This window comes from Olleya sp. KKT75 (assembly GCF_055635485.1).
Window position 1 is genome coordinate 2,138,847 of sequence record NZ_CM145759.1, and the last position, 24,191, is coordinate 2,163,037.

A 24,191-nucleotide genomic window follows, 5' to 3' on the forward strand; every position below is an offset into this window, starting at 1 on the left:
TAAAATTGGATAACTATTTGCTATATTGACTTTGAATGAAACCACAAGAGCCTTTTAAATTTACCATAGATGTTATAATCTATCCAATTGCATTTGTAATGTTGTTGTGGTTAATATTTGCTCTAGAGTTAAGGTTTGGGTATCCATTAAATTTTTTAGGTATTTATCCTCAAAAACTCTCAGGTTTGATTGGTGTTATATGTAGTCCGTTTATACATTCCGGAATTTCCCATTTATGGCATAATACCATACCATTATTTGTTTTAAGTACAGCGCTGTTTTATTTTTACAGGCCTATAGCTTTTAAAGTTTTACTATACGGTATTTTATTATCAGGTTTTTTAACATGGTGTATTGGAAGACCATCTTACCATATAGGTGCAAGTGGTTTAATTTATGTCTTGGCTAGTTTTATTTTTTTTAAAGGTGTCTTTGCAAAACACTATAGGTTAATAGCCTTATCCTTATTAGTGGCTTTTTTATACGGGAGTATGATTTGGAATACAATACCACTAGAAGAAGGCATCTCTTGGGAAGGCCATTTAAGTGGTTTATTAGTAGGATTACTATTTGCATTTGTATTTAGAAAACAAATAGCAAAGCCGAAAAGATATGTGTGGGAAGATCCAAACTACAATGAAGAGGAGGACGAGTTTTTACAACATTTTGATGAAAATGGTAATTTTATTGAAACCGTAGTAGAGGAGGAGTTACCTGAAAGTAATCTTCCAAAAGTAACTCTACCAGTAACTATTACTTATACGTTTAAAGAAAATAAGGAACTATAAACGTTGTCTTACAACTTCGTATAAAAACGCACCACAAGCTACACTTACATTTAAAGATTCTATTTCTCCTAATAAAGGCAATTTAGCTTTTTCGTTTGCTATTTTTAAAATAGAAGGATTTATGCCACGTCCTTCAGATCCCATTATTATAGCACAAGGTTCTTTAAAAGAAACATCATACAATGTATTATCTGTTTTTTCTGTAGCCGCAATTACTTTTATGTCTGACGACTGTAAAAAGAATACCGCGTCTTTTATGTGATCAACTCTACATAATGGCACTTTAAATACAGCACCAGCACTAGTTTTAATTGTGTCTCCATTGACAGGAGCAGCACCTTTACTTTGTATAATTATACCATCCACACCAGTACATTCTGCAGTACGGATAATAGCACCAAAATTTCTTACATCACTTAATTGGTCAAGTAATAAAAAAAGAGGTGTTTTTGTTTTTGCAGATACCATTTCAAATAGCTCTTCAATGTCATAAAACTTGACTGGGCTAATTTGTGCTACAGCGCCTTGATGATTATTTTTAGTTAATCGGTTTAATTTTTCAACCGGTACATAAGAAGAGTTTACTCTTTTGCTTTTTAAAACGGTTTCTAATTCTTGAAACAAGTCGCCCTTAAGTCCTTTTTGTAAAAAGACTTTATCTACATGCTCTCCTGCATTTAAAGCTTCAATAATAGCTCTAAGACCAAATATTTGAGTGGTTTTTTCCATGACGCAAAGGTATAAAAAAAGAGCCTGCAAATTGCAGGCTCTTTTAAGTATAAAGAAAATATTCTTTTTAGTTTCCAGTTAAAACTACATCCACATTAAAGTCACTCGTAAATAATTCTTGTGCTATACTTAAAGTAAACGTGTCGTTTATAGGATCAAATGTACCAGTTCCACTTCCATTATCTCCAACTATTGTTACAGAGTTATCTGAATTTATAGTTAGAACTGAAGCGTTAGGAAATTGTCCTACAGCTACACATCCTCCACATACGTTAGGGACAAAATCTGGACCCCAACTAGTGTCTAAACTGTATGTTCCACATTCTTCTAAAGGTGTTACAGTTACAGTGTATGGTGGCACTACTGTTCCTGCAGGATCTCCTAGATCAGTAGAAAAAGCATCCCCTAAATAGGTTGCAGATGTTTGTACATTACAAACAGAAAGCGTATAAGTAGTTTGCTTGCTACCGTCAGGTAAACCTATTAAGTAGTCAGGGTTGCTAGAGCTTACTAAAGTAAAAAGTAATTCATAATTGCTACTTACATTTTGTAAATTAAATTGTATTACTCCTTCGTTAAGCCCTGAGCCTACTGCAGTTGTAAAGTTACCTAATGAAGATTCAGGATAAGAACCTGATACTAATTCAATACTGTACGTTAAAGCTAAACCTTCAAAATTTGTACCGTAAGGTAAAGAATAAGGAATTTCAACAATTCCTTGATTATCAAATGCACTACTCGAGTCAGCATCTAATTGGATCCAACCAGAGTCTGAATTACCACCTGTAAGTTTGTCATCATTAGATTCACAGCCTACTATTAATAGGCAGATAGCGAATATTGAAAGTATATGTTTTATATTTTTCATTTTTTTTATTTATTATGGGTTAACGCAAAAATCAGTTGAATCTGAACTACCCCAGTTACCTGTACCGGATGCATGGTTAATAATTGAGCAGTCTAAAGAGTAATCTCCAGTCACAGTTCCATCAACTTGTCCATCACCAAATGAGTCATACATAGTAAATGTATAACAACCGTCAGCTAATGTAAAGTTAGCAGTTATGACCTGGCCACCAATTACATCACTGTAAGGTCCACCAGATTGCACTACATCACCATTTGAATCTACGATGTCCCAAGTTCTTTCTGAAGCATATCTATCATCGTTTATTACAAGTTCTACATCATTACATAGTATATATTTATTAAATGATATAGTTGCTGTTTCTGATCCTACTACAGCTAATCCTGCATCCAATTCTAGTTTTAATACTAAGTCATATGATACAAAATCAACTAAGTCTGTGTCGTTAAATGTAACGTCCATAGACCCGTCAAAAGAATTTGCCGGGATAGTTAAAGTACCAAATGAGTAGTTACTTGGAGATGGAGCAGTTGTTGCTTCCATATCAACAGTTACGTTATACGTTCTGTCAGATTCCGACAAAGTAGTTGCTTGTGCATCTAAAGTTATTGTTGATCCTTCAGTACGTACAGTTAATGATTGTGTTGCTTCTGTAAAACCAACACCAGTTTGAGAACCGTCATATGTCACATTTTCATTTTCTTCACATGCGAAGAAACTAAAAGCTACTAGTGACATTGTTAATATTTTTCTTATGTTTTTCATTGTTGTTTTATATTTAAATTAGTACCCAGGATTTTGAGCTAATAAAGGATTAATGTCAATTTCGTTTAAAGGAATTGGCATTGTAAATCTTTTATCTGTATTTGGCATACTGCATTCAGCTGCATTTACAGCCGCACAATCTAAAGGTTCTCTGTCTAAAGTTCTGTTCCCTTTAGCTCCAAGTCTTTTAATATCCACCCATCTATGTCCTTCATAGGCCAACTCTAATCTTCTTTCGTCTAATATTGCACCAAAAGCTTCTGTTTGGTTGTCATATACAGGCAATGTTTGCGAAGATCCAAATCTAGCGTCTCTTAATTGTTTAATTAACGTTGCAACTTGCACTAGCTGTCCATTTTCGGCAGCAGCCTCAGCCATAATAAATAGCATTTCAGGAGATCTAAATACTTTTAAATCATTCATTAAGTTAACTCCCTCAGAACCAGGATATTTTCTAATTACTAAAACGTCTTCAGCTTTATAATTAAGTGCATTCTCGTAGTCAGGAGATATAAGTGATGAAGGATCTATGTAACGAGAAGATCTAATATCCCCACTATTTAAATTGTTAAATAAGTGACGGTCCATTTCCATAAATGGAGAACCAGAGATTGTGCTGTTACCAAAAGCAAATAAACTACCAGCAGTACCACCGCTTGCTGTTCCTTGGTTATCATAAGCATCGTTATCTGTTCTTTCTAACTTGAATATAACTTCAGAGTTACTTGTATCTGTCCAGATGTTAAAGTAATCTGCTGTGTTAGCAATTGGGTAGTCAGCTAACAGCTCTGAAGCTAATGTTGAAGCTAATGTATAGTTACCTCTATAAGCTGCCATTCTTGCAGAAAGTGCTTTAATAACATCCTTGTTTATAAACGTTGGGTTACTTGTGCTATTATCTAATAAGCTATTAGCTAATGTTAAGTCAGACTCTATTAAAGTAAACACCTCTCCGTTTGTATTTCTTGGTAATTGTTCTCCAATTTCAGGTACATACGTTAAAGCTATCGCGCCCATTGCTGAGTCATCAGTATAGTCCGTTGTATAGTATGTTTGTAATTGGAAGTGTGCAAATGCTCTTAAAGCATAAGCCTGTCCTACTATTGAATTATAGTTATCTAATTCGTCATCTTCAGGTTGAATGGCGTTAGAAGCTTCAATTAATAAGTTAACATTAGCTAATGCAATGTAATATTTTGTCCACATTATTGCAGGAAACCCACTAGCAGATGTTAATACTAAATCATACTCACTAGCATTTTGTCCACCATTTTCGGTACCCAAAGCTAACTCATCAGTATAAATACCATTAAATAGTATTTCTCCTGTATAATCAAAATTGGCATAAGCACCATACAAACCAGCTTCTAGATCTCCTACACTTTGAAAAGCGTTTTCAGCTAGTAATAGTCCTGGTTGATCTATGTCTATAGCATCGTTACAAGCAAACGTAATCAACGCTAAAATTATCGCGTAAAATTTATTTATTTTCTTCATTTTTGTTTTTTTTTAAAGACCTAATTCTAAACCTATTGAGAATGTTCTTGGTGTTGGGTAATTATTTTGAGTTGATCCAATACCTTCTGCATCATCACCTCTCCAACCTGTAATAGTTAAGAAATTTTCAGCGTTAGCAAATAGTCTTAATGTTTTTAAGTTCATTTTTTCTAGGACACTTCTGTTAAAGTTATATCCAAAACTAAGAAATCTTAATCTTAGATAATCTGCGCTTTGTAAAAAACGATCACCAGCAAAATTTAGGTTAGTTGCTGTAAGAGATGGAATATCAGTATATCTGTTTGTAGGAGTCCATGCTCTTTGTAAATCACGTGAGCTTCTAAAGTTACCAACACTTGTTGGGTCAATAAAACCAGAGTAGTTGAAATCGAATCTATCAGCACCAATTACATAGTTAAACTGTGTTGAGACGTAAAAACCTTTATAGTCTGCTTCAAAACCAAAACTTCCTTGATAATCTGCATATCGATTTTTACCTGTAAACACTCTATCTGCATCTTCATCTGGCGTTTCCGTTAAGTCTCCATTAGCATCTAAAAATAACAGATTACCATTTGCAGGATTAACTCCAGCATATCTAATTAAATAGTATTGACCTATTGGACCTCCTTCTTCTATAGTACTGTCTTGTGCTCCGTAACGTTCTGATTTATTATAGTTACCTACAAAACTAACAGATAGGTTTAAACCTTCATCACTTTTTAATACATCATATCCTAAACTTAAATCAACACCTTTGTTAATTAAGTTTCCTGCGTTTACAGATTGTCCTGTTGTACCTGTATACGAAGATGTTGGTTGAAATTGGAATACATCTTCTGTATCTTTTTTGTATACATCTAAAGATCCTCTTAATCTTGAATTAAATACCTCAAAATCAAGTCCAATGTTTGTCATACCACTTGTTTCCCATTTTAAATCAGGATTAGCTATTTGAGATTGAAAGATTGAGTTCTGGTTTCCGTAACCAGATCCTGTAGCGTATAAATCTAATGTTAATGAGTTTGCGCTAAAGTCAGCTCCTTGCCCTGAAACACCAGCTATATCTTGGTTACCAGAAGTACCGTATGAAGCTCTAAGTTTTAATAAATTAAAAGCAGAGTCTTCCATAAATGATTCTTGATCAATGTTCCAACGTCCAGCTACTGCGTAGAACGTTCCCCATTTATTTGATCCTGCAAATCTATATGATGCATCTCTACGACCAGTAAGTGTTAATCCATATTTGTTGTCATAATCGTAATCTGCATTAGCAAAGTAAGAGAATAACCCAGCATTGTTATAACCCGCATTTACAGTATCAACGTAAAAGTCATTATCAGCATTATCATCTATAAACCCACTTCCATCACCAGGGTACCATGTTTTTGGGTCTAAACCATTTTGTCTAAATCCAAATGATCTTAAATGTGCTTTGTAATACTCCATGTATATCCCAGTATCTAAGGTGTGTTTATCACCAAATTTAGTAGAATAGTTTAATGAGTTTACAATATCCATTGCAACTGTTCTAGTAGATTGTTGATCAACTGTACCAGGTAAATCTTCGCCAACACCTGCAAAAAACTGAGAGTTAAAACTTTCAGGAGCTTCAGATCTGATAAATTGCTCATCAGTAAAATCTGCACTTACTCTTGTGTTAAATGTTAACTTGTCGGTTAATTTATACCCAGCATTAATACTTGCTAATATCTTTATTTCATTCTCACTACGCTCATAAGTTGCTAATCTATCTAATAATAATAATGGCGTATTTGCAAATGTAGGTGCTAAATCTCCTCCAGCTCCTACTGTGTATTCAGAAGGTGATCTGTAAGGTAAAGATTGGTAAGCTCCTAATACATAGTTACGGTTTACTGCTCCAGATCCAATACTGTTTGGTTCATCATTTTTAGAAAAGTTTAAAGATAAAGACGTACCGTAATTAAAACGTTCGTTTTTTGAATTACCATTAAAGTTATTTCTTAAGTTAAAACGTTGTAGTGCACTTTGCTTTAAAATACCTTGAGCGTCAAAATAACCTACAGATGTAAATGAACTAGAGTTTTCTCCACCAGAAGTAATTCCTATTGTATGATTTTGTGTCATTGCATTTCTAAAAAACACATCAACCCATTCAGTGTCCGCATATCTTGCTATTGCATCGATTTCTGCATCACCAATAGTTGCACCTCTACCATTTCCTACAGCTCTTTCTAAAAGTAATTGCTCTTTAGAGTTCATTAGATCATAATCATGACCTTGTAGTTGAGATATACTTGTTATACCCGTATAAGTAACTTGTAAATTACTGTTTTTCTTTCCTCTTTTAGTTGTAATGATAATTACACCATTTGCACCTCTATTTCCGTAAATAGATGTTGCTCCTGCATCTTTTAGTACAGATACCGACGCAATTTCATTAGGGTTTAAACTTCTAAAGTTATCTTGATCGATAGGTATTCCGTCCATTATAAACAATGGCTCAGTTTTTCCAGATAGTGATCCAACACCTCTTAAGTTAATCTCACTATCTCCTCCAGGTTGCCCAGAGTTAGTAGTAATGTTTAAACCAGCTGCTTGTCCTTGCAACGTCTGAACTAAAGAAGCGTTTGGTCTTGTTGAAATAGTTTCAGAGGAAACTGTTTGTATTGCCGATGTAGTCGTTTTTTGAGTACGTCTGATATCGTAGGCAGCTACAATTACCACTTCATCTAATGCATTGTCAGGTTCTAAGGCAATGTTAATTTTATTAGCTGCTTGGACTGTAACTTCTTTGTTACCGTATCCTACATAACTAAATTGCAGTTTGTCACCAACTTTTGCTTTGATTGAGTAATTACCATCAAAATCTGTTGATGTCCCAGTTGATGTACCTTTAATAACTACGTTTGCAGTTGGTAATGGCATACCATTTTCGTCAGAAACAACTCCTGAAACTGTTTTGTCTTGTGCAAACGTTATTTGCACAACAAACGCTAGAAATAGCGTTAAAATTCCACTAAACTTTGTTTTCATTTTTATTTTTATTTGAATTAGTCTGTGCCAAAAATCATAATAAAAACTTAATAAAACAACTTTTTTATCATAATATTTGATTTAGATAAGTGAATTATGCAAGGATTTGAGCAATGTGTTTGCATATATTCAATAGTAGGTTGGTTGTCTTGCTATATTGGAATTCATGGTTTTTTGTCGTGGCATTTCTGTTGTGCGTATTCCGTTGTTTTGTCGTAATAATGTGATAGTGAACTAGTAATGCTAATAATATGTTAAAGGCTTTTATACTTAAATTACTTTTTCAATTTTGTTACCCATACTAATGTTAAGATTATATTAAATATTTTTCCTACAATTTTTATGATGTTTTTATTTTTAAATTAATTGAATAAAAAAAGCCTCATAAGATTAACTTATGAGGCTTTTAAATATGTTTTAGGAATGATTAGTTTACATCCCAGAATATTTTAGTTGTTTGACTATCCCCACCAATTGCAGCAGAAGCAGCAGACCAGTTTGTTTCGTTCAAGTTTTGTTCGTTTACAGGATACGTGTATCTTGTTGGAACAGGATTAGAAGTCACTACAGGAAGGTTAAATGTTGGATTGTCATATTTTCTCCAAACAGTCCATCCTTCAAATCCTCTATTATACATTGCTAACCAGAACTGAGTACCAATTTTTTGTCTCCAGTCACCAGCAGCAGTAGCATAAGCAACAGCAGGATCAGCTAAGTAAGTTGCTAAGTCTGCAGCTCCCCAGTAATCAAAAGATGCTGTGATACCATTTGTATAGTGTTGATCAGCGGTACCACCTACATTCCATGCTCTATGACCAGCTTCTGCTAAGTAAAAAGATACTTCAGAAAAGTCTAATAAAACACCTGGTAATGTTGGGTCGTGTAAAGATGTACCGTCGTCATATCCTACGATATGAGTATAGTTACCAAATGTATTGTTATCACCGTATATTCCACCAACGTAAGTTCCTGCACCCATATTTTCATCAAAATAGGTCATTCTTCTTGGATCTTCAAGTGTATTCATTACATCTACTAAAGTGTTAGCAGGTACAAAATCCGTACGCCCTGACTGTACTAAGTCAACCCATAATGGATTTGTATTAGGTGTAGCAGATTCGTAAGTTAATAATGCATTATCTGCATTAGATGTAAATACTCCCGCTGCATATGCAGACTCTACAGTAGACTGTGATAAAGCTGTATTGAAGTCAGATAAACGAATTCCTAATTTTAATTTTAAAGAATTTGCAAATTTGTTCCAAGCAACCATGTCACCTCCATATATTTTATCAGTAGAAGTAAATCCTGTTCCTGCCAAATTAGGAATGGCAGCATTTATTCTGTCTAATAAATCAAGGTAAATAGTTTCAGCGTCATCGTATTTTGGTAACGTTGATAGACCTAGAGCATCCGAGTAAGGTATATCTCCAAATGTATCTACCATTTGTTGCCAAGTGTAGATTGCTAACACTTCTATTTGTCCAATTCTAGCATTTTTTTCAGACTGAGTTAATATAGGGTCTGCTAAAACTACTTGATTAGAAGTTTGTAAATCTAATAATACATCTCTGTATAGCTCAGACCAATGACTTTCTGGAATATTACGTCCAACTAAATCGTAGTTGCTTTCGTCCGTGTATGTCGTTTCAGTCCAGTATTGTCCTAATAATCTAAATACGTTATTATTGACGTTAGTACTGGTCATTTGATTAAACAAACTCTTTGTTGCAGAGTTGTATAAAAAATCGGCATCAACTTCCGTTGGATTTTTTGGATCTCTATTTAAGTCTTCATATTGCTCGTCTGATTGACAACCAAACAATGTTATGACTGATAATATTGTTATAAATGTTTTTTTCATAATGTTTTGTTTTTAGAACTGTAACTTTAATGAAGCCCCTATTTCTCTAATAGAAGGGTAAGTACCTGATTGGTATCCTTGAACATTACCTGAGCTTAAACCTGCTTCAGGATCTGCGTAAGGTACGCTTTTATCAATGATCCATAAGTTTCTTCCAATTAATGAAATAGAAGCTGCTGTAAATGGTACTTGGCTTAAAATCTTGTCATCAAATTTGTAAGTAATACTTGCTTCTCTTAATTTAATAAATCCAGCGTCATAAACGTGTTGGCTATTTGCTGTTCTTACATAACCCCATGGGTTTGCGTAGTTACTAGCATTAGCTCTTACTGTGTTTACTGAACCATCAGCTTGTACACCAGATAAAAGTACACCACCGCTATCTGCTCCAGTTGTTACTGGGTTTCTTACTGGGTTTCCTAATTCGTTGTTGGCAGCTGTAAAATCATACAATCCTGTTGCATAACCGTACCAAGTATCTAAAGAGAATACATCTCCACCTTTTTGCATATCAATTAAGAAGCTTAAGTTGAAGTTTTTGTAGTTAAAACTGTTGTTTAAACCTGCAGTCCATTCTGGGTTAATGTCACCAATTATTTCGTTATTAGTACTAGTAGTTTGGTAATATCCATTTGATTGCACTATTGGCTCTCCATTAGAGTGGTATACTAAGTCTGTACCTCTAATTGTTCCGTAAGGTTGTCCTGGAGTTGCATTTATAGAAATTCCTCCTTGTAGTGATGCTAACTGTAAGTTATCAATACCATCAGCAAGTGATACAACTAAACTTTTGTTTTTCGCCCAGTTTACATTTACATCCCAGCTAAAGTTTTCAGTTTTTATAGGTGTTGCATTTAATTGCACTTCCCAACCTTTGTTTTCCATTGTACCTGCATTTAATAAAACAGACGTATATCCTGTTGCATTTGATACTGGTACACTTGTAATTTGATTTATGTTTTGAGTATTGTAGTACGATACGTTAATACCTAATCTTCTGTTGAAGAATTGTGTGTCTAAACCAAATTCGTAATTTTCTTGTCTTTCTGGTTCGAGATATGGGTTGTTTCTTGCTCCTGGGTTAGAAGCTATACCTGTATCTGAAAACGGAGTTCCAATACCATAAGTGTTAAATACACTGTATGGAGTAGTATCTGATCCTACTTCACCATAATTAGCACTAAGTTTACCAAATGATAACCAATCTGCATCTATAAATTTAGAAAAGATTATACTAGATGCTACAGAAAAATAGTCAAAACTATTATTTTCTTTAGGTAGCGTAGAAGAACGGTCTACTCTATATGTACCTTCTAAGTAAGCAAAACCGTCATAACCTAAACTAGCTCTTCCATATATTCCATCTACTTTTGAAGTTGCATCATATTCTACTGGAGCGTTCATTGCATTTACACTATTAGATAATGCATACAAGTTAGCAAGGTTTAAACCACCATTTGTTTGTGCATCAATACTATTTCTATCATTACGTCTTAAGTTAAATCCAATGTTACCTTCAATATTTAATTTTTCTGTAATGTTTTTGTTTGCACTTAAGATAAAGTCGTAGTTATATTCTGCTACGTTATTGTTAAATCTACTGTAAGAAGAAACATTATTACTACCAATAGCAATTCTTTCTTCTTGTAATTCAGAATAAGTATCAAATGTAAATCTACCTAAAATACTTAACCAATCATTGATTTCGTAATCTAATGCAAAGTTACCAAAATATCTATTTCTTTGATCTGTCTCATAATTTTCGTAGAATGTCCAATAAGGATTATCAGAATAAATTGGAGAAAGGTTTGTTGCAGATGTTGGATTCCATGTAATGTTGTCTCCTGTATCAAAATAAGCCTGTTCTAAAGCAGCAACGTCAACGTTTACTTGAAACCATTGTCTAAATTGTTGCATAACATTGTTTGCAGAATAACCGGTACCATATCTACCTTTTCCGTTTGTTTTAGTATATGTAAACGTTGTAGATGCAGTTAATTTTTCTGTTAAGTCGTGAGATGCCGAAAAGTTAATTGTGTTTCTTTTAATTTCACTGTTAGGAAGGTTTCCTTCTTGTAACATGTTTGTGAAACCTAATCTGAAAGAACTTGTGTCATTACCACCGTCAAGAGATACAGAGTTTACACTAGTAGCTCCACTTTTCCATACAGAATTTGGATCATTAGCACCTGCAACCCATGGAGTAGCTTGTTGGTAAGTATCCGTTAATTGTGGGTAAATAGAGTTCCATTGGTAAACATCTAATGATGGGTCAAAAGCAGCACCGTAAGATGCATCTTCAGTAAAAGGAGTTGTTAGATCTGGGTTACCATCTCCATCAATATCCGTGTATCCAAAGTACCCTGAAGGATCATCATAAAATTGTCCATAACCTGCACCGTATTTCTTTTGGTATACTGGTAATGTTTCAGTATCAGCAGATCCGATAGTATAACTAGAATTTAAAGTTACACCAATACCTTTTCTTTTTTTACCTTTTTTAGTCGTAATCATTACAACACCGTTAGATGCTCTAGATCCGTAAAGTGCAGTTGCTGCAGCACCTTTTAAAACGTTAATAGTTGCAATATCATCAGGGTTAATATCTGAAGCGGCATTACCATAGTCATAACCACCACCACCAGAACGTTGTGTAGCACTGTTAGAATTTCCGTTATCAACAGGTATTCCGTCAATTACAAATAAAGCTTGGTTGTTACCTGCAATAGAGGCATTACCTCTAATTACAACGTTTGTAGATCCTCCTAAAGTACCAGAAGATTTTACGTCTAAACCAGCTACTTTTCCTGAAAGAGAATTAACAAAGTTTGAAGATTTCACTTTAGAAACTTCATCACCTGCAACTTCTTGAGTAGCATAACCTAAACTTTTCTTTTCTCTTTTAATACCTAAAGCTGTTACAACAACTTCGTCTAAAGTATTACCTGGTTGTAAACTAACGCTAATAGTGCTAGAGGCTCCAATTGTTTTTTCAACAGAGTCATACCCAACATAGCTAAAGTTTAATACTTGACCATTACTTGCTTGAATAGAGTAGTTTCCATCAAAATCTGAAGTGCTACCATTAGAAGTTCCTTTTACAACAATTGTTGCTGAGGGCAATGGTAGTCCATTTTCATCAGTAATAGTTCCTGAGATTGTTCGTTCTTGAGCGTACGATAGACTGGCTACCATCACTAAGAACAGTGTTAAAATTCGATTTAAATTTGTTTTCATATTAATATATTAAATTAGTCTATCCCAAAAATCTAAATAATTTGGTAATAAAACAATGTTTAGGCAGTTTTTTTTAATATTAAATTAACATGAGTTAAAATGTTTGATTTATTCTAAATTAGAAGGTCGCCTTTAGGCTAATATGAATCTTAGAATTAGAGAAGTTGAAAGGGGCTTGTTCTGTTTTACCATTAGCATAAATAAATCGAAGTAATCCAGCATTGGTGAGTATTCCGAAACCAAAACCAAAACCATATAGATTTTCTTTTTGGTTTAAATTATCGTTTTTAAAGTGTGCTATATCTATAACAGAATTAAGAAAAATACTGTCGCTTAATTTGTATCTGTATTCTGTGTTTAATATGTAAATGCTGTTAGCAATTAGACTATTTTCTGTAAATCCTCGTATAGTATTAACACCTCCAAACCTAAAAAGCTCGTTTTCGAGGTAGTTTTCTGACAAAATGAGTTGAATTATGCTTTTAATATAGAAGCTGTTATTATTATTTAAATTAAAAATGTGGCTACCATTAAAATCTATAGAATTTTGGCTTTGGTTGTTTAGTGTTGCTTGTCTTTTTCCGGTACCAAATTCAGTATTTATTTCTGTCTTTATTTTAAATAGAGGGTCTTCATTTTGTAGTTGTCTGAATTGATATCTTAATTTAAGAAAATTTGAGCTGTAATCTTCTATATTTTCTAGGTTGTCAGATAAATGACTTGATTCTGTAGTTTCAATTCCCGCGTATAAACTTGTTTTGTCATTTAATTGATAAAAAAGACTTGCTTTCTGTTTTGTGTTAATAAATGAGGAATCTCTTTTTGTTATATTAAGTGAAGCTTCTAGTCCTATTGGTGTTTTGAATAAATAAGGAAGATTTGCGATTAAGTTGAAGTTTTTCTGTTCACTCTCATCACTTTTGTAATCTAAGTATAAACTTTCGCCATAATTTAAATTATTAACTAGTTGTAAATTTAAGTAGCCATTAAATTCTAATTTGTTGGTTTGTTCATTTGTTGTAAATCCAATAAATCCATCAAAGTTGTTACTTGGTGTTTTTTTTAAGTATAAATATAATTGTGTCGAATCTTTTGTAAATAGTATTTCAGCAGGTTTAGTTTGAGAAGCAAAACTTAAGTTGTTTAATTGAAGTGTCTTTTTGTTAATGGAAGAAAGGTTAAACGTTTTGTTTTTCTGGATTTTAAGAAATCGTTTTAGATAAGATTTAGGAAACTTATCATATCCTTTGATAATTATTTTGTCTAGTTGTCTGTTTTTTTCTTGAGTCGTGATTGTTAGATTTGCAGAAAGGGTTGTGTTATTTTTTTGTTTGACATCACTAAGTTGTAAAGTGGAAAATGGTTGACCGGTTTCACTTATTATTTTATTGTACTTAATTAACAGTTTTTCTAATGCTAAATAGGGAACTTCAAAAGTGTTGTTTTTTAAGTTATCTATGTTTAGTTTAGAGAAATAGTTTTTAGACTGAAAAGTAGGGTCTATATATAGGACAACATTTTCTATTTTATTTTTGAGTGCTATTTTTGCAATATAGAGTTTGTTTTTACTATTAGTTATAGATAGTAAATGATTATTAATATAACCATTTTGTCTTAAGGTATTTTTAATATGAGATAGATTTAGCTTAAGTTCTTCATAAGAATCAAACGTTGTTTTGGTATTGTATTGGCTTAATATTGAAGTTTCGTTATCATCAAACCCTATTACTTTTAATTGTAAATTTTGACTGCATAATATAGAGGCGTATAAAATGAAGATTAGACAAGTTGTATATGTTTTAAAATTCAAATTCTGTTTGATTATATGTTGAAAGTAAAATTAACGTAAAAAAGTAACTAAATAATATCTGGTGGAAATTTAATTTTAAATTCTATTGAAAATTAATGCATTAAGGTTTGATTACTTGAATTAAATCACTACATTTGCACCCCTCTTAGAGAGAGGTAACATAAAATTATATTAGAATTATATGCCAACAATTTCACAATTAGTACGAAAAGGAAGAGCCAAAATAACCAAGAAGAGTAAATCGGCTGCTTTAGATTCGTGTCCTCAAAGACGTGGTGTGTGTACTCGTGTTTATACAACGACACCTAAAAAACCAAACTCAGCAATGCGTAAGGTAGCAAGGGTTCGTTTAACAAACGGTAACGAAGTAAATGCATACATCGGTGGAGAAGGTCACAATTTACAAGAGCACTCGATAGTATTGGTTAGAGGTGGAAGGGTAAAAGATTTACCAGGAGTTAGATATCACATCGTTCGTGGTGCCTTAGACACAGCAGGTGTTGCAGGTAGAACACAACGTAGATCTAAGTATGGTGCAAAACGCCCTAAAAGTTAATTAAAAACTTAAGAAGAAGACATGAGAAAAAGAGCAGCAAAAAAAAGACCGCTTTTACCAGATCCTCGATTTAACGATCAGTTAGTAACTAGATTTGTTAACATGATGATGTGGGACGGAAAGAAGTCTGTAGCCTTTAAAGTGTTTTACGACGCAATTGACATCGTAGATACTAAAAAGACAGACGAAGAAAAAACAGCATTAGAAATCTGGAAGGATGCATTATCTAACGTTATGCCTCACGTAGAAGTACGTAGTCGTAGAGTAGGTGGAGCTACATTTCAAATTCCTAACCCAATACGTGCAGACCGTAAGGTTTCAACTGCAATGAAGTGGTTAATTAGTTTTTCTCGTAAGAGAAATGAAAAATCTATGGCACTACGTTTAGCATCAGAAATTTTAGCAGCAGCTAAAGAAGAAGGAGCAGCAGTTAAGAAACGTACTGATACTCACAAAATGGCTGAGGCAAACAAAGCATTCTCTCACTTTAGATTTTAATAAGATATGGCTAGAGATTTAAAATATACAAGAAACATTGGAATTGCGGCTCATATTGATGCAGGTAAAACTACAACAACAGAGCGTGTTCTTTATTATACAGGTGTTTCACACAAAATTGGAGAAGTACATGATGGTGCTGCTACAATGGACTGGATGGAGCAGGAGCAAGAACGTGGTATTACTATTACGTCTGCAGCTACAACTTGTACTTGGAAGTTTCCATTAGAAAATGCAGAACCTACTCCTGATACAAAGGGTTATCACTTTAACATTATTGATACTCCTGGTCACGTAGATTTTACTGTAGAGGTAAATAGATCTTTACGTGTATTAGATGGTTTAGTGTTTTTATTTAGTGCAGTTGATGGTGTTGAGCCTCAATCTGAAACTAACTGGAGACTTGCTGACAACTATAAAGTGCCAAGAATTGGTTTCGTTAATAAAATGGACCGTCAAGGATCTGACTTTTTAGGAGTTTGTCAACAAGTAAAAGACATGTTAAAGTCTAACGCGGTGCCAATAGTTTTAAATATTGGTGACGAAGAGGATTTTAAAGGTATTATTGACTTAGTAAAAAACCGTGCTATTGTATGGCATGATGAAACTCAAGGAGCAACTTTCGATGTAATCGAAATCCCTGAGGATATGAAAGAAGAAGCTCGTAAGTACCGTGCACTTTTGATTGAAGAAGTAGCAAGTTATGACGAGAATCTTTTAGAAAAATTTATGGAAGATGAAAATTCTATTACAGAAGACGAAGTGCATAGAGCACTTAGAGCAGCTGTAATGGATATGGCAATTATTCCTATGATTTGTGGTTCTGCGTTTAAAAACAAAGGTGTTCAGTTCTTATTAGATGCTGTATGTCGTTACTTGCCTTCTCCTATGGATAAGGAAGGTATTGTTGGAATTAACCCAGATACGGACAAAGAAGAAATTCGTAAGCCAAGTGTTAAGGAGCCTTTCGCTGCATTAGCATTTAAAATTGCTACAGATCCTTTCGTAGGACGTTTAGCATTTTTTAGAGCTTATTCTGGTCGTTTAGACGCTGGTTCTTATGTGTTAAATAACCGTTCTGGTAAAAAAGAACGTATTTCACGTATCTACCAAATGCATGCAAATAAGCAAAATGCAATTGATTATATAGAAGCTGGAGATATTGGAGCGGCTGTTGGATTTAAGTCAATCAAAACAGGTGATACACTTTCAGATCAAGATCATCCTATTGTATTAGAATCTATGGACTTTCCAGATCCAGTAATTGGTATCGCTGTGGAACCTAAGACTAAAGCAGATGTTGATAAATTAGGTATTGGTTTGGCTAAATTAGCTGAAGAGGATCCTACGTTTACTGTACGTTCTGACGAAGCTTCTGGACAAACTATTATTTCAGGAATGGGTGAGCTTCACCTTGATGTAATTGTAGATCGTTTAAGACGTGAGTTTAATGTTGAAGTAAATCAAGGTCAACCTCAGGTTGAGTATAAAGAAGCAATTACAGCAGTTGCAGATCATAGAGAGGTTTATAAGAAACAATCTGGTGGTCGTGGTAAATTCGCTGATATTGTATTTACAGTTGAACCAGCTGATGAAGGTGTTATTGGTCTTCAATTTGAATCTGTAATTAAAGGTGGTAACGTTCCTAAGGAATTTATCCCTTCAATTGAAAAAGGATTTAAAATGGCGATGGTTAATGGACCATTAGCAGGTTTTGAAGTTGATTCAATGAAAGTTACTTTAAGAGATGGATCTTACCATGATGTGGATTCTGATCAATTATCTTTTGAGCTAGCAGCTAAATTAGGATTTAAAAACTGTGCTAAAGCTGCCAAAGCTGTAATCATGGAGCCTATTATGAAGCTAGAGGTTATCACACCAGAAGAAAACATGGGTGATATTGTAGGTGATTTAAATAGAAGAAGAGGTATGATGGAAGGTATGGGTGACCGTGCTGGAGCAAAGACAATAAAAGCTACTGTTCCATTATCAGAAATGTTTGGTTATGTTACAACATTAAGAACATTATCTTCTGGTCGTGCAACATCAACAATGGAATTTTCACACTATGCTCAAACACCTTCAAATGTATCTGAAGAAGTTATAAAAGCAGCTAAAGGAGAACAATCTTAAAAAGTTAAGAAAATGAGTCAAAAAATTAGAATAAAATTAAAGTCTTACGATCATAACTTAGTAGACAAGTCTGCTGAAAAGATTGTAAAAACAGTAAAAAGTACAGGTGCTGTTGTAACTGGACCAATTCCATTACCAACGCACAAGAAAATTTTCACTGTATTACGTTCACCTCACGTTAATAAGAAGTCAAGAGAACAATTTCAATTAAGCTCTTACAAGAGATTATTAGATATTTACTCTTCATCTTCTAAAACAATTGACGCTTTAATGAAACTTGAATTACCAAGTGGAGTAGAAGTTGAAATTAAGGTTTAAGTAAACTTATTCGTTTAACGTTGATTAAGCGAAACATGTCCTAAGCTTCGTGCGAAGGAAAAACGGTTAAAATACAATTCAAGGCTGAAACGTATTTTTCAGCCTTGTGTTTTAATAAATAGTAATAACAAATAAATAAAAATTATGTCTGGGTTAATTGGAAGAAAAATCGGTATGACCAGCATTTTCGATGAAAATGGTAAGAATATGCCATGTACAGTAATCGAAGCTGGACCATGTATCGTTACCCAAGTCAGAACTGAAGAAGTTGACGGCTATAGTGCTGTTCAACTTGGTTTCGATGACGCGACAGAAAAAAGTGCTACTAAAGCTGACTTAGGTCATGCTAAAAAAGCAGGGACTTCTGTAAAACGCAAAATCGTTGAATTTAAAGGTTTTGATTCGGAGTACAAATTAGGTGATGCAATCACTGTAGATCACTTTGCAGAAGGTGAATTTGTTGATGTATCAGGTACATCAAAAGGAAAAGGATTTCAAGGGGTTGTAAAACGTCATGGTTTTGCGGGTGTAGGTCAAGCTACTCACGGACAACATAACCGTTTAAGAGCACCGGGATCTATTGGAGCAGCGTCTTATCCAGCTAGAGTATTCAAAGGAATGCGTATGGCAGGAAGAATGGGAACGGACTCAGTTAAAGTTGAAAATTTAAGAGTTTTAAAAGTAGTTCCTGAAAAGAATTTACTTGTTGTTAAAGGTTGTGTACCTGGACACAAAAACGCTTATGTAATTATTAGAAAATAATGAAAGTAGCAGTTTTAGATATAAACGGAAAAGAAACAGGTAGAAAGGCAGACCTTTCTGACGGTGTTTTTGCTATTGAACCTAATAATCATGCTGTATATTTGGATGTTAAGCAATACTTAGCTAACCAAAGACAAGGTACTCACAAAGCTAAAGAGCGTGCTGAGATAACTGGAAGTACACGTAAGATTAAAAAACAAAAAGGTACTGGTACAGCCAGAGCTGGTAGTATTAAGTCAGGAGTTTTTAGAGGAGGTGGACGTATGTTCGGACCAAGACCTAGAAATTATTCATTTAAACTTAACAAAAACCTGAAGCGTTTAGCACGTAAATCAGCGTTTAGTATTAAGGCAAGTGAAAAGTCAATTATTGTTTTAGAAGACTTTAATTTTGACGCTCCAAAGACTAAGAATTTTACAGCGGTTTTAAATGCGTTAGACCTACAAAACAAAAAATCATTGTTTGTGTTGGGTACGTCAAATAATAATGTATATTTGTCATCACGTAATTTAAAAGGCTCTGAAGTTATAATGAGCTCAGAATTAAGTACTTATAAAATATTAAATGCAAATCAAGTTATTCTTCTAGAGAGTTCTTTAGAAGCTATTGAGTCGAATTTAAGCAAATAGAAACAAAATGAATATCTTAATTAAACCTATAATCACAGAAAAAGCAACTGCTAACAGCGAGTTAAACAATTGTTTTAGCTTTTTTGTGAACACTAAGGCGAACAAGGTAGAAATCAAAAAAGCAGTGGAAGCTGCTTATGGAGTTTCTGTTGAAAAAGTTCGTACTATAAATGTCCGTCCAGATAGGAGTACCAAGTTTACAAAAACTGGTATTCAGCATGGTAAAACAAATGCTAAGAAAAAGGCAATTGTACAACTGGCGGAAGGTGAAATGATTGATTTATACACTAACATGTAATTAAAGACAAATGTCAGTAAGAAAATTAAAACCAATCACACCAGGTCAGCGATTTAGAGTAGTAAACGGATTTGACGCCATTACTACTGATAAGCCGGAAAAAAGCCTATTGGCTCCGAAAAAACGATCAGGTGGTAGAAACAGTCAAGGACGTATGACAATGCGCTACAAAGGTGGTGGTCATAAACGTAGATATCGTATTATCGATTTCAAGAGAACTAAAGCAGGTATTCCTGCAGAAGTTGCTTCAATCCAATACGATCCAAACAGAACAGCATTCATCGCTTTGTTAAATTATCAAGATGGTGAAAAGACTTATATCATTGCTCAAAATGGTTTACAAGTTGGACAAACTGTTGTTTCTGGTGAAAATGTAGCTCCTGAAATAGGAAATGCAATGCCATTAGCAAACATTCCACTTGGAACAATTATTTCTTGTGTAGAGTTAAGACCAGGACAAGGTGCTGTAATGGCAAGAAGTGCTGGAGCTTTTGCTCAATTAATGGCTAGGGATGGTAAATTTGCAACAATTAAATTGCCTTCAGGTGAAACTAGATTAATACTAGTAACATGTGCGGCAACAATTGGAGCAGTATCTAACTCTGATCATCAACTATTAGTTTCTGGTAAAGCAGGACGTAGCAGATGGTTAGGTAGAAGACCAAGAACAAGACCAGTTGTAATGAACCCAGTAGATCACCCAATGGGAGGTGGTGAAGGTAAGTCATCAGGTGGACATCCACGTTCTAGAAACGGTATACCAGCTAAAGGATATAGAACACGTTCTAAAACTAAAGCGAGTAATAAATATATTATAGAACGTAGAAAGAAATAAGAAATCATGGCAAGATCATTAAAAAAAGGACCTTACGTTCACTATAAATTAGAGAAAAAAGTAGCTGCTAATGTTGAAGCTGACAAGAAAACGGTAATCAAAACTTGGTCAAGAGCAAGTATGATTACTCCAGATTTTGTTGGACAAACAATCGCAGTACATAACGGTCGTCAGTTTGTTCCAGTTTATGTTACAGAAAACATGGTTGGGCATAAATTAGGAGAATTTTCACCAACAAGATCTTTTAGAGGTCATGCAGGTGCTAAAAATAAAGGTAAAAAGTAAGCTATGGGAAGTCGTAAAAAACAAATGGCAGACGCTATTAAGGAAGGTAAAAAGCAAATCGCTTTTGCTAAGCTTAATAACTGTCCTACGTCACCAAGAAAAATGCGTTTAGTAGCCGATTTAGTAAGAGGTGAACGCGTAGAAAAGGCACTTAATATTTTGAAATTCAGTCAAAAAGAAGCTTCAAATCGTTTAGAGAAATTATTACTTTCAGCGATAGCTAATTGGCAGGCAAAAAACGAAGATGCAAGTATCGAAGATGCTGAATTAGTCGTTAAAGAAATAAGAGTAGATGGTGGATCTATGTTAAAAAGATTACGTCCAGCACCACAGGGACGTGCTCACAGAATAAGAAAACGCTCTAACCACGTAACAATCGTGGTTGGTGCTAACAATAACACACAAAGCTAAGATAGATATGGGACAAAAGACAAATCCAATCGGAAATCGCTTAGGAATTATCAGAGGATGGGAATCTAACTGGTACGGAGGAAACGATTATGGTGATAAACTTGCCGAAGACGATAAGATCAGAAAATACGTTCACGCGCGTTTATCTAAAGCTAGTGTTTCTCGTGTAATTATTGAGAGAACTTTAAAACTTGTAACCGTTACTATCACTACTGCTAGACCTGGTATTATTATTGGGAAAGGTGGACAAGAGGTAGACAAGTTAAAAGAAGAACTTAAGAAAATTACAGGGAAAGAAGTTCAAATAAATATATTTGAAATTAAAAGACCTGAGCTTGATGCATTTTTAGTAGGATCTAGCATTGCTCGTCAAATTGAAAACAGAATTTCATACAGACGTGCAATTAAGATGGCTATTGCTGCTACAATGAGAATGAATGCTGAGGGAATTAAAATCCAGATTAGTGGACGTTTAAACGGGGCAGAGATGGCACGTTCAGAACACTACAAAGAAGGACGTATTCCTTTATCTACATTCAGAGCCGATATTGACTATGCTTTAGTTGAGTCTCATACTACTTATGGTAGATTAGGGGTTAAAGTATGGATCATGAAAGGTGAAGTATATGGTAAAAGAGAACTTTCTCCTCTTGTTGGCTTAGCTAAGAAGCAAGGAAAAGGTGGACGCCAAGGTGGAAAGCCACAACAACGTCGTAGAAAGTAATTTTTTAAAGAACAGAAAAAATGTTACAGCCTAAAAGAACAAAATTTAGAAAAATGCAAAAGGGACGTATGAAAGGGAACTCTGGTAGAGGTCACTTACTTTCAAACGGAACTTTTGGAATAAAATCATTGGATTCTAATTTTTTAACATCACGTCAAATAGAAGCAGCTCGTATTGCCGCTACTCGTCACATGAAAAGAGAAGGTCAGCTTTGGATTAAGATATTTCCAGATAAGCCGATCACTAAGAAACCTCTTGAAGTACGTATGGGTAAAGGTAAAGGGGGAGTAGAATATTGGGCAGCAGTTGTTAAACCAGGAAGAATCCTTTTCGAAGTTGGAGGAGTGCCTTTAGAAATAGCTAAAGAAGCATTAAGACTTGCAGCTCAAAAATTACCAGTAAAAACTAAGTTTGTAATCGCTAGAGATTACGAAGCATAATTTATTTGATATTATGAAACAATCAGAAATTAAAGAATTATCTGTAGCTGAGTTACAAGAGAAACTTAGTGAAACAAAGAAGAGTTATTCAGATTTAAAAATGGCTCATGCAGTTTCTCCTTTAGAGAACCCAATTCAATTACGTCAAGTAAGACGTTCGGTTGCAAAAATTGCAACAGAATTAACTAAAAGAGATTTACAATAATTCTGCTTACAAGATGGAAAAAAGAAACTTAAGAAAAGAGCGTATCGGGATAGTTACTAGTAACAAGATGCAGAAATCAATTGTGGTTGCTGAAGTTAAAAAAGTAAAACACCCTATGTACGGAAAGTTCGTGTTAAAAACAAAGAAATATGTTGCACACGATGAGACAAACGATTGTAATATTGGAGATACAGTAAAGATCATGGAAACAAGACCTTTAAGTAAATCTAAATGTTGGAGATTAGTTGAAATAATTGAAAGAGCGAAGTAATTATGGTACAACAAGAATCAAGACTAAGAGTAGCAGATAACACTGGAGCAAAAGAAGTATTAACAATACGTGTTCTAGGTGGTACTAAGAGAAGATACGCTTCTGTAGGTGACAAAATTGTTGTCACTGTAAAAGATGCAACTCCTAATGGAAACATTAAAAAAGGAGCGGTATCAACAGCAGTTGTTGTACGTACAAAGAAAGAAGTTAGACGTCCAGACGGATCTTATATTAGATTTGACGATAATGCTTGTGTACTTTTAAACCCAACGGGTGAAATGAGAGGAACACGTGTATTTGGACCTGTAGCTAGAGAACTTCGTGATAAACAATTCATGAAAATTGTATCATTGGCACCAGAGGTGCTTTAATTGATAAAAAAATGACAAAGCTTAAAATTAAAACAGGAGATACAGTCAAAGTTATAGCTGGGGATCATAAAGGTTCTGAAGGTAAAGTCCAAAAGGTCTTTATTGAGAAAAATAAGGCTATAGTTGAAGGTGTGAACATGGTTAAGAAACATACTAAACCAAGTGCACAAAGCCCTCAAGGAGGTATCGTAGAAAAAGAGGCGCCAATCAATATTTCTAATTTATCATTGCTAACTTCTAAAGGAGAAGCAACAAGAATAGGTTATAGAGTTGAAGGTGATAAAAAAGTCAGATTTTCTAAAAAATCTAATGAAGTAATATAGTTATGGGATATTCACCGAGACTTAAAGAAGAGTATAAAAGCAAAGTAATTGCTGCTCTTACAGAAGAATTTGGATACAGTAATGTAATGCAAGTTCCAAAACTAAAAAAGATAGTATTATCTAGAGGAGTTGGAGCTGCAGTTGCAGATAAGAAACTTGTAGATCATGCAGTAGACGAGTTTACTACAATAACTGGTCAAAAAGCAGTTGCTACTATATCTAAGAAAGATGTTGCATCTTTTAAACTACGTAAAGGGATGCCAATTGGTGCGAAAGTTACGTTAAGAGGAGAAAGAATGTATGAGTTTTTAGATCGTTTAATAACTTCAGCACTTCCACGTGTTAGAGATTTTAACGGAGTTAAAGCTACAGGATTTGATGGAAGAGGTAATTATAACTTAGGAGTTACTGAGCAAATTATCTTTCCAGAAATAAATATCGATAAAGTTAATAAAATTGACGGAATGGATATTACATTTGTAACTTCTGCTCCGACAGATAAGGAAGCAAAATCATTATTAACTGAATTAGGTTTACCTTTTCAAAAAAATTAAGA

26 protein-coding genes are annotated in these 24,191 nt (G+C 34.2%); 18 read left to right on the forward strand and 8 right to left on the reverse strand.

Annotated features, from left to right (window positions below; translation table 11 throughout):
- Positions 1-35: 35 nt before the first annotated feature.
- Positions 36-788: a rhomboid family intramembrane serine protease gene (locus tag ACZ2G2_RS09435; RefSeq protein WP_470391941.1), complete on the forward strand. Its 753-nt coding sequence runs from the start codon at positions 36-38 to the stop codon at positions 786-788.
- On the opposite strand, the gene rlmB is transcribed toward ACZ2G2_RS09435, so the two are convergent.
- The 8 genes from rlmB to ACZ2G2_RS09475 form a co-directional block, all read right to left on the reverse strand.
- Positions 783-1,517, reverse strand: coding sequence for a 23S rRNA (guanosine(2251)-2'-O)-methyltransferase RlmB (gene rlmB, locus ACZ2G2_RS09440; RefSeq protein ID WP_470391942.1), 735 nt, complete (start codon positions 1,515-1,517; stop codon positions 783-785). The two genes, ACZ2G2_RS09435 and rlmB, sit on opposite strands and share 6 nt — an antisense overlap.
- 67 nt (positions 1,518-1,584) lie before the next feature.
- Positions 1,585-2,385 carry a hypothetical protein gene (locus ACZ2G2_RS09445; RefSeq protein WP_470391943.1) on the reverse strand — a complete coding sequence of 267 codons (801 nt, stop codon included), beginning with the start codon at positions 2,383-2,385 and terminating at the stop codon, positions 1,585-1,587.
- A 12-nt stretch (positions 2,386-2,397) separates the two neighbouring features.
- Complete coding sequence (locus ACZ2G2_RS09450) at positions 2,398-3,150, reverse strand: hypothetical protein (RefSeq protein ID WP_470391944.1); 753 nt, start codon at positions 3,148-3,150, stop codon at positions 2,398-2,400.
- Between the two features lie 18 nt (positions 3,151-3,168).
- Positions 3,169-4,647 (reverse strand): RagB/SusD family nutrient uptake outer membrane protein, encoded by a 1,479-nt coding sequence (locus ACZ2G2_RS09455; protein ID WP_470391945.1) that lies wholly within the window; start codon positions 4,645-4,647, stop codon positions 3,169-3,171.
- 12 nt (positions 4,648-4,659) lie between these two features.
- The gene (locus ACZ2G2_RS09460; RefSeq protein WP_470391946.1) at positions 4,660-7,665 is read right to left on the reverse strand and encodes a SusC/RagA family TonB-linked outer membrane protein; all 3,006 of its coding nucleotides are present in this window, start codon (positions 7,663-7,665) and stop codon (positions 4,660-4,662) included.
- Positions 7,666-8,092: 427 nt separating this feature from the next.
- On the reverse strand, positions 8,093-9,529 hold the full coding sequence (locus tag ACZ2G2_RS09465) for a SusD/RagB family nutrient-binding outer membrane lipoprotein (RefSeq protein ID WP_470391947.1): 1,437 nt from the start codon (positions 9,527-9,529) through the stop codon (positions 8,093-8,095).
- A 12-nt stretch (positions 9,530-9,541) separates the two neighbouring features.
- Positions 9,542-12,766, reverse strand: a complete 3,225-nt coding sequence (locus ACZ2G2_RS09470) for a SusC/RagA family TonB-linked outer membrane protein (protein ID WP_470391948.1) — start codon at positions 12,764-12,766, stop codon at positions 9,542-9,544.
- 118 nt (positions 12,767-12,884) lie between these two features.
- The gene (locus ACZ2G2_RS09475) at positions 12,885-14,576 is read right to left on the reverse strand and encodes a ShlB/FhaC/HecB family hemolysin secretion/activation protein (protein ID WP_470391949.1); all 1,692 of its coding nucleotides are present in this window, start codon (positions 14,574-14,576) and stop codon (positions 12,885-12,887) included.
- Positions 14,577-14,757: 181 nt separating this feature from the next.
- Here ACZ2G2_RS09475 and rpsL point away from each other — a divergent pair, with 181 nt between their 5' ends.
- From rpsL to rplE, 17 genes are all read left to right on the forward strand, one after another.
- Positions 14,758-15,132: a 30S ribosomal protein S12 gene (rpsL, locus tag ACZ2G2_RS09480; RefSeq protein ID WP_028283866.1), complete on the forward strand. Its 375-nt coding sequence runs from the start codon at positions 14,758-14,760 to the stop codon at positions 15,130-15,132.
- A gap of 21 nt (positions 15,133-15,153) precedes the next feature.
- Positions 15,154-15,630 (forward strand): 30S ribosomal protein S7, encoded by a 477-nt coding sequence (gene rpsG, locus ACZ2G2_RS09485; protein WP_090841290.1) that lies wholly within the window; start codon positions 15,154-15,156, stop codon positions 15,628-15,630.
- Between the two features lie 6 nt (positions 15,631-15,636).
- Positions 15,637-17,763: an elongation factor G gene (gene fusA / locus ACZ2G2_RS09490; protein WP_470391950.1), complete on the forward strand. Its 2,127-nt coding sequence runs from the start codon at positions 15,637-15,639 to the stop codon at positions 17,761-17,763.
- Between the two features lie 12 nt (positions 17,764-17,775).
- The gene (rpsJ, locus tag ACZ2G2_RS09495; protein WP_010181931.1) at positions 17,776-18,081 is read left to right on the forward strand and encodes a 30S ribosomal protein S10; all 306 of its coding nucleotides are present in this window, start codon (positions 17,776-17,778) and stop codon (positions 18,079-18,081) included.
- Positions 18,082-18,225: 144 nt separating this feature from the next.
- Positions 18,226-18,843: a 50S ribosomal protein L3 gene (gene rplC / locus ACZ2G2_RS09500; RefSeq protein ID WP_470391951.1), complete on the forward strand. Its 618-nt coding sequence runs from the start codon at positions 18,226-18,228 to the stop codon at positions 18,841-18,843.
- Positions 18,843-19,472, forward strand: coding sequence for a 50S ribosomal protein L4 (gene rplD / locus ACZ2G2_RS09505; protein ID WP_470391952.1), 630 nt, complete (start codon positions 18,843-18,845; stop codon positions 19,470-19,472). Before rplC ends, rplD begins: the two co-directional genes overlap by 1 nt.
- Before the next feature lie 7 nt (positions 19,473-19,479).
- The gene (gene rplW / locus ACZ2G2_RS09510; protein ID WP_090841281.1) at positions 19,480-19,770 is read left to right on the forward strand and encodes a 50S ribosomal protein L23; all 291 of its coding nucleotides are present in this window, start codon (positions 19,480-19,482) and stop codon (positions 19,768-19,770) included.
- Positions 19,771-19,780: 10 nt separating this feature from the next.
- A complete protein-coding gene (gene rplB / locus ACZ2G2_RS09515) occupies positions 19,781-20,605 on the forward strand; it encodes a 50S ribosomal protein L2 (RefSeq protein ID WP_470391953.1) in 825 nt (274 codons plus the stop codon).
- Between the two features lie 6 nt (positions 20,606-20,611).
- Positions 20,612-20,890 (forward strand): 30S ribosomal protein S19, encoded by a 279-nt coding sequence (gene rpsS, locus ACZ2G2_RS09520; RefSeq protein WP_090841277.1) that lies wholly within the window; start codon positions 20,612-20,614, stop codon positions 20,888-20,890.
- A gap of 3 nt (positions 20,891-20,893) precedes the next feature.
- Positions 20,894-21,301: a 50S ribosomal protein L22 gene (gene rplV, locus ACZ2G2_RS09525; protein ID WP_090841275.1), complete on the forward strand. Its 408-nt coding sequence runs from the start codon at positions 20,894-20,896 to the stop codon at positions 21,299-21,301.
- Positions 21,302-21,308: 7 nt separating this feature from the next.
- Complete coding sequence (gene rpsC / locus ACZ2G2_RS09530) at positions 21,309-22,025, forward strand: 30S ribosomal protein S3 (RefSeq protein WP_090841273.1); 717 nt, start codon at positions 21,309-21,311, stop codon at positions 22,023-22,025.
- A gap of 20 nt (positions 22,026-22,045) precedes the next feature.
- Positions 22,046-22,465, forward strand: a complete 420-nt coding sequence (rplP, locus tag ACZ2G2_RS09535; protein ID WP_090841271.1) for a 50S ribosomal protein L16 — start codon at positions 22,046-22,048, stop codon at positions 22,463-22,465.
- Between the two features lie 13 nt (positions 22,466-22,478).
- Positions 22,479-22,670, forward strand: coding sequence for a 50S ribosomal protein L29 (gene rpmC, locus ACZ2G2_RS09540; protein ID WP_090841268.1), 192 nt, complete (start codon positions 22,479-22,481; stop codon positions 22,668-22,670).
- 13 nt (positions 22,671-22,683) lie between these two features.
- On the forward strand, positions 22,684-22,941 hold the full coding sequence (gene rpsQ, locus ACZ2G2_RS09545) for a 30S ribosomal protein S17 (RefSeq protein WP_028283878.1): 258 nt from the start codon (positions 22,684-22,686) through the stop codon (positions 22,939-22,941).
- 2 nt (positions 22,942-22,943) lie between these two features.
- A complete protein-coding gene (gene rplN, locus ACZ2G2_RS09550) occupies positions 22,944-23,312 on the forward strand; it encodes a 50S ribosomal protein L14 (protein WP_028283879.1) in 369 nt (122 codons plus the stop codon).
- Positions 23,313-23,323: 11 nt separating this feature from the next.
- Positions 23,324-23,635, forward strand: a complete 312-nt coding sequence (gene rplX, locus ACZ2G2_RS09555; RefSeq protein WP_090841266.1) for a 50S ribosomal protein L24 — start codon at positions 23,324-23,326, stop codon at positions 23,633-23,635.
- A 2-nt stretch (positions 23,636-23,637) separates the two neighbouring features.
- Positions 23,638-24,189, forward strand: coding sequence for a 50S ribosomal protein L5 (gene rplE, locus ACZ2G2_RS09560; protein WP_470391954.1), 552 nt, complete (start codon positions 23,638-23,640; stop codon positions 24,187-24,189).
- Positions 24,190-24,191: the final 2 nt, after the last annotated feature.